Annotated in this window: 15 protein-coding genes; 8 read left to right on the forward strand and 7 right to left on the reverse strand. The window is 45.7% G+C overall.

The window, feature by feature from the left end; translation table 11 throughout:
* The first annotated feature begins 33 nt into the window (after positions 1-33).
* Positions 34-2706 carry an aconitate hydratase AcnA gene (acnA, locus tag HQM15_04080; GenBank protein ID MBF0491938.1) on the forward strand — a complete coding sequence of 891 codons (2673 nt, stop codon included), beginning with the start codon at positions 34-36 and terminating at the stop codon, positions 2704-2706.
* A 13-nt stretch (positions 2707-2719) separates the two neighbouring features.
* On the opposite strand, the gene glpK is transcribed toward acnA, so the two are convergent.
* The 3 genes from glpK to queF form a co-directional block, all read right to left on the reverse strand.
* The gene (gene glpK / locus HQM15_04085) at positions 2720-4198 is read right to left on the reverse strand and encodes a glycerol kinase GlpK (protein MBF0491939.1); all 1479 of its coding nucleotides are present in this window, start codon (positions 4196-4198) and stop codon (positions 2720-2722) included.
* A 107-nt stretch (positions 4199-4305) separates the two neighbouring features.
* Positions 4306-5640: a TolC family protein gene (locus tag HQM15_04090; protein MBF0491940.1), complete on the reverse strand. Its 1335-nt coding sequence runs from the start codon at positions 5638-5640 to the stop codon at positions 4306-4308.
* Positions 5641-5642: 2 nt separating this feature from the next.
* Positions 5643-6002, reverse strand: a complete 360-nt coding sequence (queF, locus tag HQM15_04095) for an NADPH-dependent 7-cyano-7-deazaguanine reductase QueF (GenBank protein MBF0491941.1) — start codon at positions 6000-6002, stop codon at positions 5643-5645.
* 165 nt (positions 6003-6167) lie between these two features.
* On the opposite strand from queF, the gene HQM15_04100 reads away from it, so the two are divergent.
* Positions 6168-6536 (forward strand): hypothetical protein, encoded by a 369-nt coding sequence (locus HQM15_04100; GenBank protein ID MBF0491942.1) that lies wholly within the window; start codon positions 6168-6170, stop codon positions 6534-6536.
* Positions 6537-6591: 55 nt separating this feature from the next.
* Here HQM15_04100 and HQM15_04105 read toward each other — a convergent pair whose 3' ends face one another.
* Positions 6592-7332, reverse strand: coding sequence for a hypothetical protein (locus HQM15_04105; protein ID MBF0491943.1), 741 nt, complete (start codon positions 7330-7332; stop codon positions 6592-6594).
* 63 nt (positions 7333-7395) lie between these two features.
* Between HQM15_04105 and HQM15_04110 the strand changes: the two genes are divergently transcribed.
* Positions 7396-8475: a hypothetical protein gene (locus HQM15_04110; protein ID MBF0491944.1), complete on the forward strand. Its 1080-nt coding sequence runs from the start codon at positions 7396-7398 to the stop codon at positions 8473-8475.
* Between the two features lie 232 nt (positions 8476-8707).
* A complete protein-coding gene (locus HQM15_04115; protein ID MBF0491945.1) occupies positions 8708-10267 on the forward strand; it encodes a hypothetical protein in 1560 nt (519 codons plus the stop codon).
* Here the strand turns inward: HQM15_04115 and HQM15_04120 are convergent.
* Positions 10249-11151 (reverse strand): cation transporter, encoded by a 903-nt coding sequence (locus tag HQM15_04120; protein ID MBF0491946.1) that lies wholly within the window; start codon positions 11149-11151, stop codon positions 10249-10251. The genes HQM15_04115 and HQM15_04120 overlap by 19 nt on opposite strands.
* Positions 11152-11160: 9 nt before the next feature.
* Between HQM15_04120 and HQM15_04125 the strand changes: the two genes are divergently transcribed.
* The 3 genes from HQM15_04125 (at position 11161) to HQM15_04135 (ending at position 12353) form a co-directional block, all read left to right on the forward strand.
* Positions 11161-11742 (forward strand): PDZ domain-containing protein, encoded by a 582-nt coding sequence (locus tag HQM15_04125; GenBank protein MBF0491947.1) that lies wholly within the window; start codon positions 11161-11163, stop codon positions 11740-11742.
* Positions 11743-11805: 63 nt separating this feature from the next.
* On the forward strand, positions 11806-12039 hold the full coding sequence (locus HQM15_04130) for a ribbon-helix-helix protein, CopG family (protein MBF0491948.1): 234 nt from the start codon (positions 11806-11808) through the stop codon (positions 12037-12039).
* A complete protein-coding gene (locus HQM15_04135; GenBank protein MBF0491949.1) occupies positions 12036-12353 on the forward strand; it encodes a type II toxin-antitoxin system PemK/MazF family toxin in 318 nt (105 codons plus the stop codon). The genes HQM15_04130 and HQM15_04135 overlap by 4 nt, the downstream gene beginning before the upstream one ends.
* A gap of 4 nt (positions 12354-12357) precedes the next feature.
* Here HQM15_04135 and HQM15_04140 read toward each other — a convergent pair whose 3' ends face one another.
* Together HQM15_04140 and HQM15_04145 are read right to left on the reverse strand one after the other, a co-directional pair.
* Entirely contained in the window at positions 12358-12684 is a 327-nt protein-coding gene (locus HQM15_04140; protein ID MBF0491950.1) for a type II toxin-antitoxin system PemK/MazF family toxin, read from the reverse strand.
* On the reverse strand, positions 12681-12911 hold the full coding sequence (locus HQM15_04145) for a ribbon-helix-helix protein, CopG family (protein MBF0491951.1): 231 nt from the start codon (positions 12909-12911) through the stop codon (positions 12681-12683). Before HQM15_04145 ends, HQM15_04140 begins: the two co-directional genes overlap by 4 nt.
* A gap of 241 nt (positions 12912-13152) precedes the next feature.
* On the opposite strand from HQM15_04145, the gene HQM15_04150 reads away from it, so the two are divergent.
* Positions 13153-15879: an Ig-like domain-containing protein gene (locus HQM15_04150; protein ID MBF0491952.1), complete on the forward strand. Its 2727-nt coding sequence runs from the start codon at positions 13153-13155 to the stop codon at positions 15877-15879.
* Positions 15880-16238 lie beyond the last annotated feature (359 nt).

A 16238-nucleotide genomic window follows, 5' to 3' on the forward strand; every position in this document is an offset into this window, starting at 1 on the left:
CAATTTTCAACCCTTTTTGAGGATACCTAGGCCATGACCACATCCAAAAACTCCTTCTCCACTCAAACTCAACTCCAAGTCTCAAAAAATAATTACGAGATTTTCAGTCTCAAGAAACTTCAGGAGAAATATCCACAGATCTCAAAGCTTCCCATTTCTCTCAAAATTTTGCTCGAAAACCTGCTTCGTTTCGAAGACGATAGGTCCGTCAGCGCGAAAGATATTGAAGCCATCATCCATTGGGAAGCCAAAGCGACCCCAAGCAAAGAAATCGCCTACCGTCCTGCCCGCGTACTGTTGCAAGATTTCACGGGTGTCCCCGCAGTGGTGGATCTGGCGGCCATGCGCGAGGCTATCATCAAATTGGGAGGCGATCCTAAAAAAATTAATCCCCTGCAACAGATGGATCTGGTCATCGATCACTCGGTGCAAGTGGATTTCTTTGGAACTGCAGATGCCGCCCAAAAAAATGCTCAACTGGAATTTGAGCGCAACATCGAACGTTACCGCTTTTTAAAATGGGGACAAAAGGCCTTTGCCAATTTCAAGGTGGTCCCTCCCGATACCGGCATTGTGCACCAGGTGAATCTGGAGCACATTGCGTCAGTCGTTTATGTTTTAGAGGGTGCCCGTAGGGCGGGAGAGGGGGTCATGCAAGCCTATCCCGACACCTTGGTCGGAACCGATTCTCACACCACCATGATTAACGGTCTGGGTGTGGTGGGCTGGGGTGTCGGCGGAATTGAGGCCGAAGCGGCCATGCTGGGTCAGCCCATTTCGATGCTGATTCCTCAAGTGGTTGGCTTCAAAATGAAGGGCAAACTTCCCGAAGGCGCTACCGCAACCGATTTGGTACTCACCGTCACCCAAATGCTTCGTAAAAAAGGCGTCGTCGGAAAATTTGTCGAATTTTATGGGGATGGACTTTCGCACCTAAGTTTGGCGGATCGAGCCACCGTGGCCAACATGGCCCCGGAATATGGGGCTACCATTGGATTTTTCCCTATCGATGAAGAAACCCTGAATTACCTGAAACTCACGGGGCGCGGTGCTCAAAATGATCTCGTCCGTGCCTATGCCCAGGAACAAGGGCTATGGAGAAATGAAAAAGAAGAAGCGGTTTTCTCCGATACTTTAGAACTGGATTTGGCAACGGTGCTTCCTTCCATCGCAGGACCCAAACGCCCTCAGGATAGAATTTTGCTGAGTGAGGCCAAAAAGAATTTTACGGGTTCCATTAAAGAATTTGTGAGGGATGAAGGTCAGATTTCGAAGAGAGTTAAAGTCGAAAATAGAGATTATGAAATCGAACAAGGCGCCGTTGTCCTCACCGCCATCACCAGCTGCACCAACACCTCCAACCCTTCGGTCTTGATTGCTGCCGGATTACTGGCGAAAAAGGCCGTCGAAAAAGGTCTGAAAGTAAAACCCTGGGTAAAAACCTCTCTGGCACCTGGCTCTCTTGTTGTGGCGGATTATCTCAAAAAGGCAGGGCTGCTCACTTATTTGGAACAACTCAAATTTAATATTGTGGGCTATGGTTGCACCACCTGCATCGGAAACTCGGGCCCCATTATTCCCGAAGTGGCTCAAGTGGTAGAAAAAGACGACCTGGTGGTTTCTGCCGTACTCTCGGGAAACCGAAATTTCGAAGGCCGCATCAATCCTCATGTGAAGATGAATTACCTGGCCTCCCCTCCCCTCGTCGTCGCGTATGCCCTGGCAGGTAGAATGAATTTTGATCCTTACAACGAGGCCTTGGCGAAAAACGACAAAGGACAAGATGTTTTCTTAAAAGATATCTGGCCTTCCACTGCGGAAGTGCAAAGCGCGACGGCCGAGGCCTTGTCAGGCGATATGTTTGAAAAAAGCTACAGTGACGTCTTTAAGGGCGATGCCAACTGGCAGAGTATTTCGGTCAGCGGTGGAGAAACCTACTCCTGGGATGCAAAATCGACTTACATTAAACATCCTCCCTATTTTGAAGGCATGACCAAAACGCCAGTGCCAGTTACCGACATACAGAACGCCCGTATACTGGCTTTGCTGGGAGATTCAGTCACTACCGATCACATCTCTCCCGCGGGCTCGATCAAGGCCTCCGCCCCTGCTGGAAAATATTTGCAGGAACTGGGCGTCAAACCCGTCGATTTCAATTCTTATGGTGCCCGTCGCGGAAATCATGAAGTGATGGTGCGCGGAACTTTTGCGAACATCCGCATCAAAAACCAGATGCTGAACGGTGTAGAAGGGGGTCTCACCCTGCATCTGCCCGAGGGCGAACAGATGAGCATTTATGATGCGGCGATGAAATACCAAAACGAAAAAGTGGGCTTGGTCGTCCTCGCCGGAAAAGAATACGGCACCGGTTCTTCCCGCGACTGGGCCGCCAAAGGCACACGCCTGCTGGGCGTGCGGGCGGTGATTGCGGAGAGTTTCGAACGCATCCACCGCAGCAATCTGGTGGGCATGGGGGTCCTTCCCCTTCAATTTAAAGACGGCCAGTCCTGGAAATCCCTGGGCCTCAGCGGCAAAGAGCAAATCACCCTCAACGGCATCGCTTCCGGCCTCAAACCCTTACAGGATCTTATTGTAAAGGCAGATGACAAAAGCTTCACGGTCACCCTGCGCATCGATACCCCGGATGAAGTGGAATATTACAAGCATGGTGGAATTTTGCCCTATGTGTTGAGACAACTGGTGTGATTTGCGCGGGCCCTTATGCCCTTTTCACCGCGTTTTCCCAAGCCTCGATTTTCTTCTGCACCTCCGCCTTAGGCATGCTGGGCTTAAAGGCCTTGTCTTCCTTCCATTTTTCCTGAATTACCTTGGGGCTTTGCCACACGCCGGTGGCCAGCCCCGCCAGGAAGGCAGCGCCCAGGCCGGTGGTTTCAATCATCTGCGGGCGAGAAAGGGGAACCCCCAAAACATCTGCTTGAAATTGCATCAGCAAATTGTTGGCACAGGCACCACCGTCCACCTTTAAAATCTTCAATTTTTTTCCCAAATCTTTGCTCATGGCCTGCAAGATGTCATGCTGGCAAAGTGCGATTCCCTCCAATGTTGCGCGGGCTATGTGTGCGGCTGTGCTTCCTCGCGTGAGTCCCAGGATAATGCCTCGAGCCTCCGCCTTCCAGTGTGGAGCGCCTAAGCCGACAAAGGCGGGAACCAAATAAACTCCGTCCGTGTCTTTTACGCTGGCGGCCAGAGCTTCCACCTCGGAAGCCTTGGAAATAATTTTTAGTCCATCCCTCAGCCATTGCACCGCAGCACCAGCAATAAAGGCCGAACCTTCCAGGGCGTAAGAAACTTGCTTGCCAATTTTCCAGGCCACGGTGGTGAGCAGTTTATTTTTGGAATAAACAATTTTGGAGCCCGTGTTCATCAAAATGAAAGACCCCGTGCCGTAAGTGCACTTGGCTTCCCCAGCGCCAAAGCAGGCCTGACCAAACAATGCAGATTGCTGATCTCCCGCAATGCCCGCGATGGGAATTCCATCGGGTAAGCCAGGTACATTTTTGGTGCATCCATAAATCTCAGAAGAGGAGGCAATCTTGGGAAGCAGAGAGGCAGGCACGCCCAAGATTTTCATCAGTTCGGTATCCCAATTCAAACTTTGCAGATTCATCAGGAGAGTTCGAGAGGCATTGGAAGGATCGGTTACATGCACTTCGCCCGCACTGAGTTTCCAGACGAGCCAGGTGTCAATCGTCCCAAAGGCCAGCTCTCCTTTTTTGGCCTTTTCTTTCGTGTCGGCAACATGGTCGAGTAGCCATTTGATTTTGGTTCCCGAAAAATAAGGATCCAAAACCAAACCGGTTTTCTTTTTGAATTTATTCTCCAAGCCTTTTTTCTTCAAGGTCTCACAAGTTTTTGCGGTGCGCCTATCTTGCCAGACAATGGCCTTATGGATGGGCTTGGAACTGGCTCTTTCCCAAACAACGGTAGTTTCCCGTTGGTTGGTAATGCCTATGCCTGCAATGCGATTGGCCTCTATGCCCGAGAGCGAAAGAGTTTCTTGTATCGTTTTTACGGTGCAGTTCCAAATTTCTTCCGGATCATGTTCTACCCAACCCGGTTGAGGATAGTGTTGGGGAAATTCGTTATTTTTTTTTGCGAGGATGTTTAAGAATTGATCGATGATCAGAACGGTGGTTCCCGTGGTGCCTTGGTCGATAGAGAGGATGAGGTCTTTCATAAGGTCTCCTTGATGATAGAAGAATAAGCAAGTTTTCTCTTAATCAAAGCCCTCTCTCTTTACAAAGAAAAAAGAAGCAACAGTTTTTGAGAGTTGTTGTGCACGGGTCAGTTATCCTCTCCAAGCATTTGATCAATTTTGGCCCAGTTCACGATATAGCGATAAACGCTAGACAGGTAAGCCAGTCGCGCCTGCTCCAAACTACTTTGGATATCCTTCAAGTCGATGTAGGAAATCAGCCCATTTTGTTTACGCAGTTGTGCTTGATGGTACAAGGTTTCAGCCAGCTGAAGCGCGCGCGCCTGGGTGTTTTTTTGATGAAGACTCAGCTGTGCATCACTGAGTGCCTGATCGAAGACCAGCTTTAAATCCTTCGCTTGAAGTTGTTTTTCCCAGGCGGCTCCTTGAGCATGGGCCTCGGCACTTTTATACTTTCCTGCCGTGAACAAGCCATCAAATAGAGGGACATTCAGATTTAAACCAAAGGATGCTGCACTAGAAAACTGTGAGTCATTGGGAAAAAAATCTTCGGAGCTTTGGCCTTGACGGCTATAATTTCCAAACAATGAAAAGGAGGGAAAAAAAGAAGCCAAGCTCGCCTTGCGGCCCTCCTCTGCACTTTCTGATTTTTTTTCCAGACTCTTCAAAAGAAGATTCTGGTTTTCAAATTTCTCTTTCAGGTTTTTTGTATCCCTGGCGGCATTCAGGGAGTTGGCAAAATCTTCCAGATTACCTTCCAAGATAAAATCTTCTTTTGAAATTTCCGCAAGACGTCTCAATTTTTCAAGGGCCAGTTTTTCATTGGCCTCTGTTTCCAAAACATTCGACTTTTTATTTTCCACATCCAGGGCCGCCCGGTTCACATCAAATTCCGCAATCTCCCCCACCCGAAAACGCTGCTCTTCGCGCTTCAAAATTTCCAGCGATTGATCAAAGGCAAAACGCGCCACTTTTGTTTCTTCTTGCTTCAGCAAGGCGGCAAAGAAGGCCTCCCTGGCCTCAAACAAGACCTCTGCCCGCGTCTGTTTTTCGTTTAAAAGGGTGGCCTCATAATTTTTTGAGGCACTTGAAATTCCATGACGAATCGCCCCAAAGCCAAAAAGGGGCTGATTTACAGCCACTGAAAAATCATGACTATTGTCAAAACCCAGCTGAATTTTTCCTGTCGGAAAAAACAATTCTTGTTTGAGCACATTGCGAGTATAACTATAACTGCCTCGAATATTGGGGAGGGCAAGGCTGTAGGATTGCCATCGATTTCCCAAGGCTTCCTGGGTGCCTTGCTCGGCGATCTTGATTTTTTCGTAATGCTCAAAAGTTTTTTGGATAAAATCTTTTAGAGTGAGGGAAAGGGGTTGGTCCTCTGCCTGAATTTGAAAAGGAAAAGCCAGGGAATAGACCAGAGAAAAAAGAAAGAGGAGCAAACAGCTTTTGAAGCGCATCGTTATGCCTTTTTGCCGTGACTAACCCTGACAACTGTGTGAATGCCACCTCGGACATAAAAATCGGCTTCAATTTCCATGTAACGAGGGCTACAGGCCTTGATTAGATCATCTAAAATCCTATTTGTAATTGCTTCATGAAAGGCCCCTTCGTTGCGGTAAGACCAAAGGTAAAGTTTAAGTGATTTCAGTTCAATGCAGAGTTTGTTTGGGATATAAGAAAGGTGGATGGTTGCGAAATCGGGTTGCCCTGTTTTTGGGCAAAGACAAGTAAACTCAGGACACTCGAAAAAAATTTCATAGGGTCGTTTACTATTAGGATTGAGAAAGGTTTCGAGAGCTGCGCCAGGTTTTGTACTCATGAGCATCTTTCAAAAAGGTTAACAAAAATAAGCTTCTCTGAGTGAACTTATGCAGGCTTATGTAAGATTGGCAATCCTCATATTGAAAAAAACCTTTCCCGAAAAACTTACGTTGCGGGCGTTTAAAGACATTAGGTACAATGTGCCTTACGAAAGGAGCTTCTTGTGAAATCAATTCAAAAAACGAACCCCATTGCCTTGGCCCTTGCGCTGGTATTTACTCTGGGCATTTTCAGCCGTGTGGAGGCTAAACAAAACCTCACGGATGCTGAAAAACTTAGACAACAGCAATACGCCCCTCCTTCCACCAGCCCGGATTCTATCCAAATAGGAGTTCCTCAGGTTTACTACTACTATTCGACGCCTTATCCTACGGCGGTTTACGGTCCTTCTTACTATTCCCCCCCCTCTAGAAACAGGCCCGGCTTCTGGAACAATAAATCGCCCATTCCTGGTCAATATGTTCCTTATTCCACAAGCCCTAGCTCTATTAGTATAGGGACCCCCACCTATTATTATCCTTATGGATATTAACTTTCTACTTCCCCCTTCTTTCTTTATTCGAGGAGGGGAAACTCAAAAAAACTTTTCAATCCTTCTCACAGCTCCCCTGGTTACAAACCACCTCTTCAATCAAATCTTTTTCAGAATTCAAAAAGGAAAAAGTTTGAGTGTTTTTTTGTACATCTGAAACTACTGACAGACCGCCTTCAGCGTTGTGATACTCCCGAATAACGCTTCCGTCTTCCCACTGGGTTTTTTTAAATTGCAGGCCTTGATCCTCCCCTTCTATATTTCTCCAAACCAATACCCCTCTACTGTCGAAGGAGCTTTCTTCTTTGAGAGTTTTGGAAAGGTAGGAAATGTTTTTTGAGCTGTCCTCATATTCAACTGTGTTGAGGCTTCCCCCTTCAGCGGTTTTTTCCTGGGTATTTTTGGTAATTTTAAGGCCTGTATTTTTTAAAGGATCCGTCGTTGCCTTTGAAACGATGGTATTTCCTAGTTTGGGGTTTTTGTATGCCAAAGGGGCCTTCTTTTTTGAGCTCCCTCCTAAATCATTTTCAATCAAACCCGAATCAATCCCCATTCCAGAGGTTTTTTTGCCATTCTGAAGGTTTATTTTTATGACATTATTCTTGAAATCTCTTAGGGAGAATTCCTTTCCCTTCCATTCCACCCTCACTTCAGACTCAAAATAAAGCTGTTTCACTCCATTTAAATCCCTAATCTGGCCCGGAACCCCTGTGTCTAAAGAATTTTCTTGGGCAAAACCTGAAAAAGTAAGCAACAAATTCAAAAAAAAGACGAGAATAAAGATGAAAGATTGCATATTGTCTCCCTTGACCTTAAGCCTCCAAAGTGTCAAGTGAGTCTATAACCTCAGGAGTTTTCGATGAAAAAAATAGCAAGTGTTTGCCTTTTTGGCTTTTTATTTTTATTTTCAACTCTTTCTATTGGTCAGGAATCGGCACCCACGGCAGCGCCGGCGGCTCAGCCCAGCGCTGCACCTGCTCCTTCAAATTCAGGTTCTACGATTCCAGTGATTTCCATTGGTAACCAGGTAAAACCCATGCCGGTGAAAGATAAAGAAAGTTCCAAGCCCAAAGTAAAACCAGAAGCCAAGCCTGAGGCTAAACCAGAGGCCAAAGAAGTCAAAAATGAGAAAGGTGAAAAATCGGAAAAACCTGCTAAAAAGGCTGTTTCTCAAAATCCCAAACCTGCTCGCGTTGAAGAGGCCAAAAGCATCCTTCTGGAATCCAAACAGTTGGTGCATTCACGAGTTTCCCAAGTGGGGGAGACGGTGCTGTTTACAACGCTCGATAACCCTTCCGATAAAGGATCTTCGCCCTTTTCCAAGGGTAGCTTAATTACCGCCAAGATTGTCGAAATTGAAAAAATGAAGAAAGACCAGCCCGGCTTTATCAAACTGAGTTCGGATATCCTGGGAGGCCCTATCGAAATCAATCGGGAAAAAAATAGCGACAATTGGGGAGGAAAAGAAGTCTTTATCCCCGTCGGCATCCACAAGACTATAGTCTTAAGTAAAAAACTGGGTGGGAAAGTCCTCCCTAAAAGCTCTAAACCCAAAGCCCAAAAAGCCGTCTTTGGCGCCTCTGCCGAACTGGACACCCCTAACATTGTAGTAAAATTAGGCGATTTAAAGTATCCCACCAAAGTTGAGGTCACCTTTGAGCCTGCCAGTGGTTTTACGGTTGAGGAGATCAAACAAGATTCCCTAAAACTGGTCCGCATAAACGACTTCGCCCTTCTGAACCCCATAGAACCAAATTTTGATAAAATTAAAGTTGCGGATCACAACAAAAATGGGATAAAAGACATAAAGTATTTGTTCTCTGGATGGGATCTCATCAAGTTCCTTCCTCAGGGAGGATCGAAGTTGTTTTTCGCCGCTCAGACCAAAGGTGGCAAAAGCATCGAGGCAGTTGGAACAGTCAATTTAGAATACAAATAGGAAGTTATCTAAAAGTTCCTTCCTGACCCCATAAAGAGGGGGCGACCAATCCCCAAAGTCGCTCCCTTTTTTTTATCCTCAAACCCTTCTTAGAAAAAAACCGTTGGCCCTCGATAAAATGGGCTTTCGCTCATTATTGAATTGTGTTACAATTCCGAACACTGCACCCAAACGGATGCATTTCATCTGCATACTAACCCACCGGTTTTGACCCGGTACACAGGAGACTTCAATGATGAATAGATTATGGAGAAACTCTCTCAAAATTTCTTTTTTAATCATTCCCATTTTTCTTTTTTTTGTAGGTCAGCCCTTGCAAGCCACACCCAGTGATTTTGATACCAGCTTTGGCCCTACTCATAATGGGAAAGTTACTACGGGTTTTACCGCAGCTGATGGCAGTTCCATTAATGATGGAATCGAAGCGATTGCCGTCCAACCCGCCGACGGGAAAATTATTGTGGCAGGAGAAAGCGGTGATACTACCAGTCTTACAGCAAGTAGTGCGCTTGCTTTAGCGAGGTATAATCCCGACGGGAGTTTGGACACCACTTTTAGTGGGGGCACAATAAGATTGGACGCTTTTAACTCTACTCCTCTCACTGGGATTAACACGGTTAAGGGAATAGCCTTCCAGGGCAGTAATATCATTCTGGGGGTGGCAACAGGGAATATTTCTGCAAGCCTTACTGGAAATTGCGGAATTGTCCGGCTACTTTCCAATGGAAGTGTAGATACCGGTTTCGGAAGCGGTGGATTAGCTACGGCGGCAGGAAGTAGCAATTTTTGTAATGCAATGGCCGTGCAAGGGGATGGGAAGATTGTATTGGGAGGATTTACAGTAGTGGGTGGATCCGCATTTGATTCCATTTTGATTCGATTTACAAGGGACGGGCTTCCTGATTCTAGCTTCGGTAGTGGTAGTACAGGAGTCGTTGTCAATGATTTTGGCGGTAATGACATGATTAGCGCCGTCGCCGTCCAACCGGATATAACAGGAGAAAAAATTGTCGTGGCGGGAGCGGCCAAAAATGCAACAAGTACTGATCTTGATTTCCTGCTTGCACGTTTTAACGAAACAAATGGAAGTCTCGATACCAGCTTTGGTTCTGCTGGAGTAGTAAAAACAGATTTTTCTTCTGCGATTCATCCTAATTCCACCGACCATGCTTTTGCATTGGCTCTCAAATCGGATGAAAGTATCTTGGCAGGAGGGGCGTCAACCTCTGGAGCTGTCTCTTCTGTCTTCGCCTTGGCTTTTTATGATAAAAATGGTGCCCCACTGCATACCCCCACAACGAGTATTTCCGGTTTGAATGATGGGATTAGCAGCTTGCTCATTCAATCCGATAACAAAATTGTCGCGGGGGGTTACAGTGGCCCTTTGGCGGCTCCACAAGCCGTTCTTGCCCGCTACAATTCTGATGGAACACTGGACCCTCTTTTTGGAACCACAGGCTCAGTGACAAACTTATTTGGAGGAAGCCATGATGTTTTGAAGGCGCTTGCCATTCAGGGCGATGGTAAAATTCTCGCGGCGGGGGCCATGACGGCAGGATCCAATGAAGACTTTGCTTTAGTGCGTCTGATGGGAAGTGCAACTGGCCCAGATCTCGGTGGCCCTCCTAGCCCAGCTGGCGGTGCTGCTCCTTCTTCTAGGGGAGGTTGTAGCTTAGGCATTTCAAATGCAGATCAACCAATTTCAGTAACTTCTCTTGGGATCATTTTAAATATGGTGTTCTTCTTGGTTTTAAGATCGTTCTCGAAAAGAGCTCACTCCACTTCATATTGAAAATTCACATGTTCAATGTGATACTGCCTCGAGAGAAAAGCGCTGATCTGCTCGGTTGTTTTCATGGTCTCTGACACCTGCACATCTTGCACTTGAAGGTGTGCCGTGAGGGCGTACATCTGTGAGGTGATTTCCCAAACGTGAATGTCATGCAGGCCTCTCACCTGAGAAAATTGCTTTAAAATTTCTTTCTTCATTTTTTCTACAGAAATATGTTTCGGCGTTGATTCCATCAACACATGAATGGAATCCAGAACAATTTTGGCGGCCCAATAAAAGATGAGGGCTGAAATGAGTAGCGACAGCAAAGAATCGATCCAGAACCATCCCGTAAAATAAATAAGCAGGGCTCCCAGCACCACTCCTACTGAACTCAAGGCATCGGAAAGCACATGCAGAAAGGCCCCTTTTAAATTCATATTCTTGTCTTTGACGGCATGCAGCCAATAGGCACTCAGTAAGTTGATGAGTAGCCCAAAGCCTCCAATACTGATCATCCAGGTCAAAACGACGGTTTGAGGATGCTTCCAACGGTCCCAGGCTTCCAGGGCAATCCACAGGGCAATTCCCAGCAACAAACTACCATTGAGCAAGGCCACTAATACTTCAGCCCGATAATATCCAAAGCTTTTTTCGAAATTTTCAGGTTTCAAAGAAATCTTGATGGCCACATAATTCAAGGCCAAACTCAGCACATCGGTAAGCATGTGTGCCGCATCCGAAACCAGGGCCAGAGAATGAGAAAGGGTTCCTCCCACGAATTCGAGCAACATCATCGAAAAAGCGAGGATCAGACTTTTTTTGAGTGAACTTTGTTCGCTGGAATGAGAGTGCACAGGATGAGGATGAAGATGGGTTTGCTTTGGCTTGTGCGTTGGATGCATAATCGGTTTATGCTAGGAAAAATTTTAAAAATAAAGCCCTTTATTGTTTTGCTGACCTTTCTTGCTTTTTTGTATTCGACACAAAAGCTGAGGGCGCAGGCCAGCACCGGTGGCATTGGGGTGATTTTAGAACATCTACCGGATAAAAAAATCCATCGCATTCGCGCCGTCTTTAAAGAATCCCCCGCAGCGCGCGCCAGAATAGTGGCCGGGGAAGAAATCGTGAGTGTGGATGGAAGCAGCACGCAGGGCATGAGTTTCGAGGAGTTGGGAAAGAAGATCAAAGGGGCGATTGGAAGCTCTGTGAGCCTTGAATTGAAAGATCCCAAGACCCAAAGCCTCCGAAAAGTGCAACTGATTCGCAGCTCCTCCCAAAACGTCTCACCTCTGATTGTGAAAGACACTCCACCGCTTCCTTCAACCAACAACGCAAACGCCTTGACTGATCAAGAACGCGAAGAAGTGAAAAACATCATTCGCAAACTCACGACCCAAGAACAAAAAAATAGAATGAATGATCTTTTGTTGGAATTCAAAAATGGAAAACTCATCAAGGGCGATTTTCTGCAGATTCTTCGGAAGACGTTTTGAGGAAACAACAAAACAATATAATCCTATTGATATTAATATTATTATTTAGTTATTGTATACAATATGAAAACATTATCTATTACCGTAGACGACTATCTCGTAAAAGACTTAGACCAGAGCATTCGCGAAAATGCACTTTCAGGGCGATCCGAAGCCATAAGAGAGGCAATTAAATATTGGTTGGCAAGACGAATGCTTCGGAAAAAAATTCAAAAAGAAATTGAAGGCTATAAGAAAAAGCCCGTAAAAAATGAAGAATTTGAGATTTTTAACAAAACCCAGGAGTGGCCAGAATGAACCGCGGAGAAATTTGGTTTTTTGAATTTAAAAAACCCGACAAACCTAGGCCTGTCCTTATTTTAACCCGGCAGGAAACCCTTCCTTACCTGAACACGGTAACCATTGCACCCATCACACGCACTATTCGAGGAGTTCCCAGCGAAATAATGCTTGGCCCCAAAGAAGGCTTGAAAGAGCCTTGCGTTGCCAATCTTCACCACTTAAACACCGTATCAAAAGCCGATTTGAAAAAATTTGTCGGAAGCCTCTCTGATGAAAAAATGAATGAGCTAAAAGAAGCTTTGCTTTTTGCATTGGGATTTAACGATTAACAGCTCACTCAAGATTCAACGCAATTTTTAAAGCAAAATCCAGGTCTTCTATTTTTTCTTCGGAGAGTGCCCCAATATAATCGGTAAGCAGCGATTTTGGTAAGCTAATCAGTTCATCGCAATGAATAGAACTTTCGTGTTTTAAACCCTCCTGAACCCCAACCAAAACCTGTGTAGAAAGCCCATCATGCTTGGAATAAATTGGCGCACAAACAAGAGTTGAAAATTGGGAATGAATCAGAGTGGGACGACTGACAATCACAAAAACCCTAAATTTTTTAGGATCCTGCTTACTGGGCTTAAAAACTCGGAATAAATCTCCTCTTTTCACCACGTCACCTGATAGCCTAAAACGTCCTCGGCTTCTTCATTGAGGCGCTTGGAATTTTGATTTAAAATTTTCAAATCGGATTCCTCTCTTTTTTTCTTTTTAGACGAAGCAATAAATTGTTGCAGAGCTTGTTCAATAAGATCGGATCGATTTTTAAATCCTTTACTCATCTGATCGAGGGAATCCAGGGTATCTTCCGAAAGAGTGATAGAAGTCTTTACTTTCATACCAGCAAAAGTATTCTTTGTTGCGGTATAAATCAAGAGTTTTTCTCTTAATCGTAATTAAAGGTTTTAAATCCTTTACACCTCTTAACAAACCCAACAAACGACCGCCTATTAAGCACTTGCTGCCACCTCTCTATATAAATTTTACTTTCACAAATCTCTGCAAAATGAGAAACTTTAACACTCGGGCTTTTCGATAACTAATCTAGGACGGAATAAAAAACTTTTTTTAGGGGGTACCATGAAGTATTTCTCTTTGTCCAAAAAAACGATCTTGCAGTTCCTCATCCTTTCTACATTTGCGTTTACCGCTTGCAGTGGGGGCGGTGGAGGGGGCTCTAATCCTACGCCTACACCTGCGGCTGCCCCAAACAGTGCCATTAACAATGGAAACGTGGCTCCTCCTCCAGGGGCCGACACAACAGCCTCTGCGCAAGCCTTAACGGTTACCATTACCAGCCCCGTGACTGGGGCCACAAGCGCAGCTACTTTGCTGATGACGGCCACCACTAACCGCACGGCGGATTGTGCTTTTAGAATGGATGACGCCACCACCGCTACGCCGATGAGCGCCACTCACAACACCACCCATTCGCACAATTTTACAGGACCCTCTGCAATCGCCGCAGGCCCTCATACCTTACAGGTTGCCTGCGTGGATGCGGCCAACAGCAGCTTTACTGCCAATACTCAGGTGACGTTTAATGGGCCTGTTACTACTGGTTTTGAGGTGTCCTCTATTACTCCCAACGCCGGAATTTCCTTACTGCAAACAGCCTCCGGAGCTTTGACTATTCACATTAGTCGAACAGGTGGAATGACTGACGCTGTCGTTGTAACCCTGTCAGACTTACCTGCGGGAGTAACAGCCGATGCCTTAAGCATTGCAGATTCCGAAGGAACTTTAACCCTTCATACAAATAACACTTCGATTGGCGATTATTCAATTTCCATGCACCTCAATTCTGGAACTCTTCACCAAGATGCCACAATCACTCTCAGTGTCTCGACCGTTTCCGTAAACGTCGCCAGCACCCCTGCTTCTCCCATAAACACCAACGCTGCCAGACCCATCCGCTTTGCAGTGACCGTTGCGGGTGATCCAGAAAGTGTGCGGATGGTTATTAAAAAACATTTAATGGGGCCTGCGAGAACCATTGATATTGATCCTTCGAAGCTTGTCGGATGTTTGAATATTGCAATAAATAATCTGCAATGTGACTGGAGTATCCCCGACGACTTGACAGGCACCTATCTCATTAGTGCAATTGCCACAAAAGAGGGAACAGATTTTACTAGCCATCCCGTTGCGGTCAATATTGACAGAAGCCCGCTCACCTTCACTTCTACAATTGCAAACAAAGACCAAAATGTGAATGTGAATACACCCATTCGTTTAACATTCAATAGGCCGGTCACTATTGGATCTATCCAATTGTCCCGTGGAGAAGCCTCTTCCCTTCTTCCCAATCCTCCCAAAAAACACGATGTCAGCGCCACTCTTTACAATAGGGGAGCTCATGCCGTGGGGCCTTATGTCCTTAGTTCCGATAGAAAAACTGTTACGGTAACACCTTCAGAAGCCCCCAGTACTGATCCAGCGAATAATCCTAACAGGCTTGTTCTTGAAGGTATCCAGGATGACTTCGGCAATACACTTGACCCCACGACGATTACGTTTAGTTACCCCAAGGTAATCAAATATGCGGTTTCTGCTGCAAAGGCAAATTCTCCTGAAGTCACCACTACCAATGATGGCATACCCCTTGTGGCCTTCAGACAATACGATGCAGCTACTTCAGCTTACTATCTGATCATCAAAAAATTTAACTCTGCAACCCAGAATTGGGAGGCTATGGGGCAACCCCTTATCGATACGACAACAACAAGCTCATCCGTTTACGCACCTTCTCTCAGTGTAGCTCCCAATGGGAAGATCTATGTGGCCTTCGCCGGGAATAACACAACCCATGTCGCTTATTGGGGAGAGAACTCTTGGGACTATTATATAGCAAGCCCATTACCGGTTTCAACTTCGGACGTCTCTAAAAAATTAAGCCTAAAGGTAAACCCCAGTACCAACGAACCCATAGTAGCAGGGGTTGTTGAGGGAGGGCTAAATATTGTTGAATTTAGTGAAGCAGACAGTTCTTGGCATTCTCCCATCAGTACTTTAATTCGTCATGACCCTTCTTCAACCAAATTAGGTCAACCCTCATTGGCCTTAGTCAGTGCTGACAGTGGCCCCACTGTTTTTGTAAGTTGGAATGAATGCACTCCCGGCAGCACTACAAGTGGCAGTGTTACTACCCCATATGCAGGCTGTAACAGCTATTTCAGCCCAGCTTCTTCTCCTTCTCCTACCAGGGTAGCAACAACTTCAGGTAATAATGCCCATTATCCCAAACTTGTCATGAACAGCCCTACCTCGGCTTACCTGGCAGTCAGTCAAGGGGAGGATGCTTCTGTTGCGAATGATCTTCCTCGAAGGATTCAAGTTTTTAAATTTGATGGAACAAATTGGAATTGCTTAACACCCTGTAGCCTGACTGCAAACAGCGATGGTTCGAAGGTCAACGCCGATGAACCCACTTTGATATTAGGAGGCTCAAGCCCCATCGTCGCCTGGCATGAATCAGTCGATGTCTCAGACGCAGGACATAAACAAATTTATGCCCGAAAATGGAATGAAACGACTCGGCAATGGGAAAATCTTTTCGGAGGCAGCTTATCGTTTGATTCCCTCACCTACAACCCTAGCAATCAAAGCTTTGCACACTCTCCTTCTCTGGCTAAATTCAGAAGTCATATTTATATCTGTTGGGCAGAAAGCTCGGGGGCCGCTTACAGTGCCGATTTGCCAGAGACTGTCTATTGTGGAACCGAAAATAAATCGGATTTGGAATACACATTATCAGATAAACTATACACTGTCTCCGGCATGGCGGCCGACCACGCAACCCGATAAGGACGATTTGCACTTGTAAAAAAAGCCCCGATTTTATCGGGGCTTTTTTGGGAACTGCAGCAAGAGCCGGCCACTTTCAAAAGAACAGCTTTGTGGATACAAGGAGACTTTGTGTAAATTGATTAAGACAGAGAAATAAGCGCTATTTATTATAATAAACAGAAATTATGTTGCTGATTATTATATGTTCGTTTACATTAAAGTATGACCCATTTTAAACGAATGCTTGATTTTCCCGACTTTGACACCAGATTTTAATAAACACCCGCAAATGCAGTCTGGGTATGTGGTGTGATTTTAAAACATCAAAAATGTAGTGAACAATATTTTCCTTTCTCTATTTTTTTATTTTCACTGGC

It is taken from the genome of Deltaproteobacteria bacterium (assembly GCA_015233135.1).
In the GTDB taxonomy this organism is placed as follows: Bacteria; UBA10199; UBA10199; order JADFYH01; family JADFYH01; genus JADFYH01.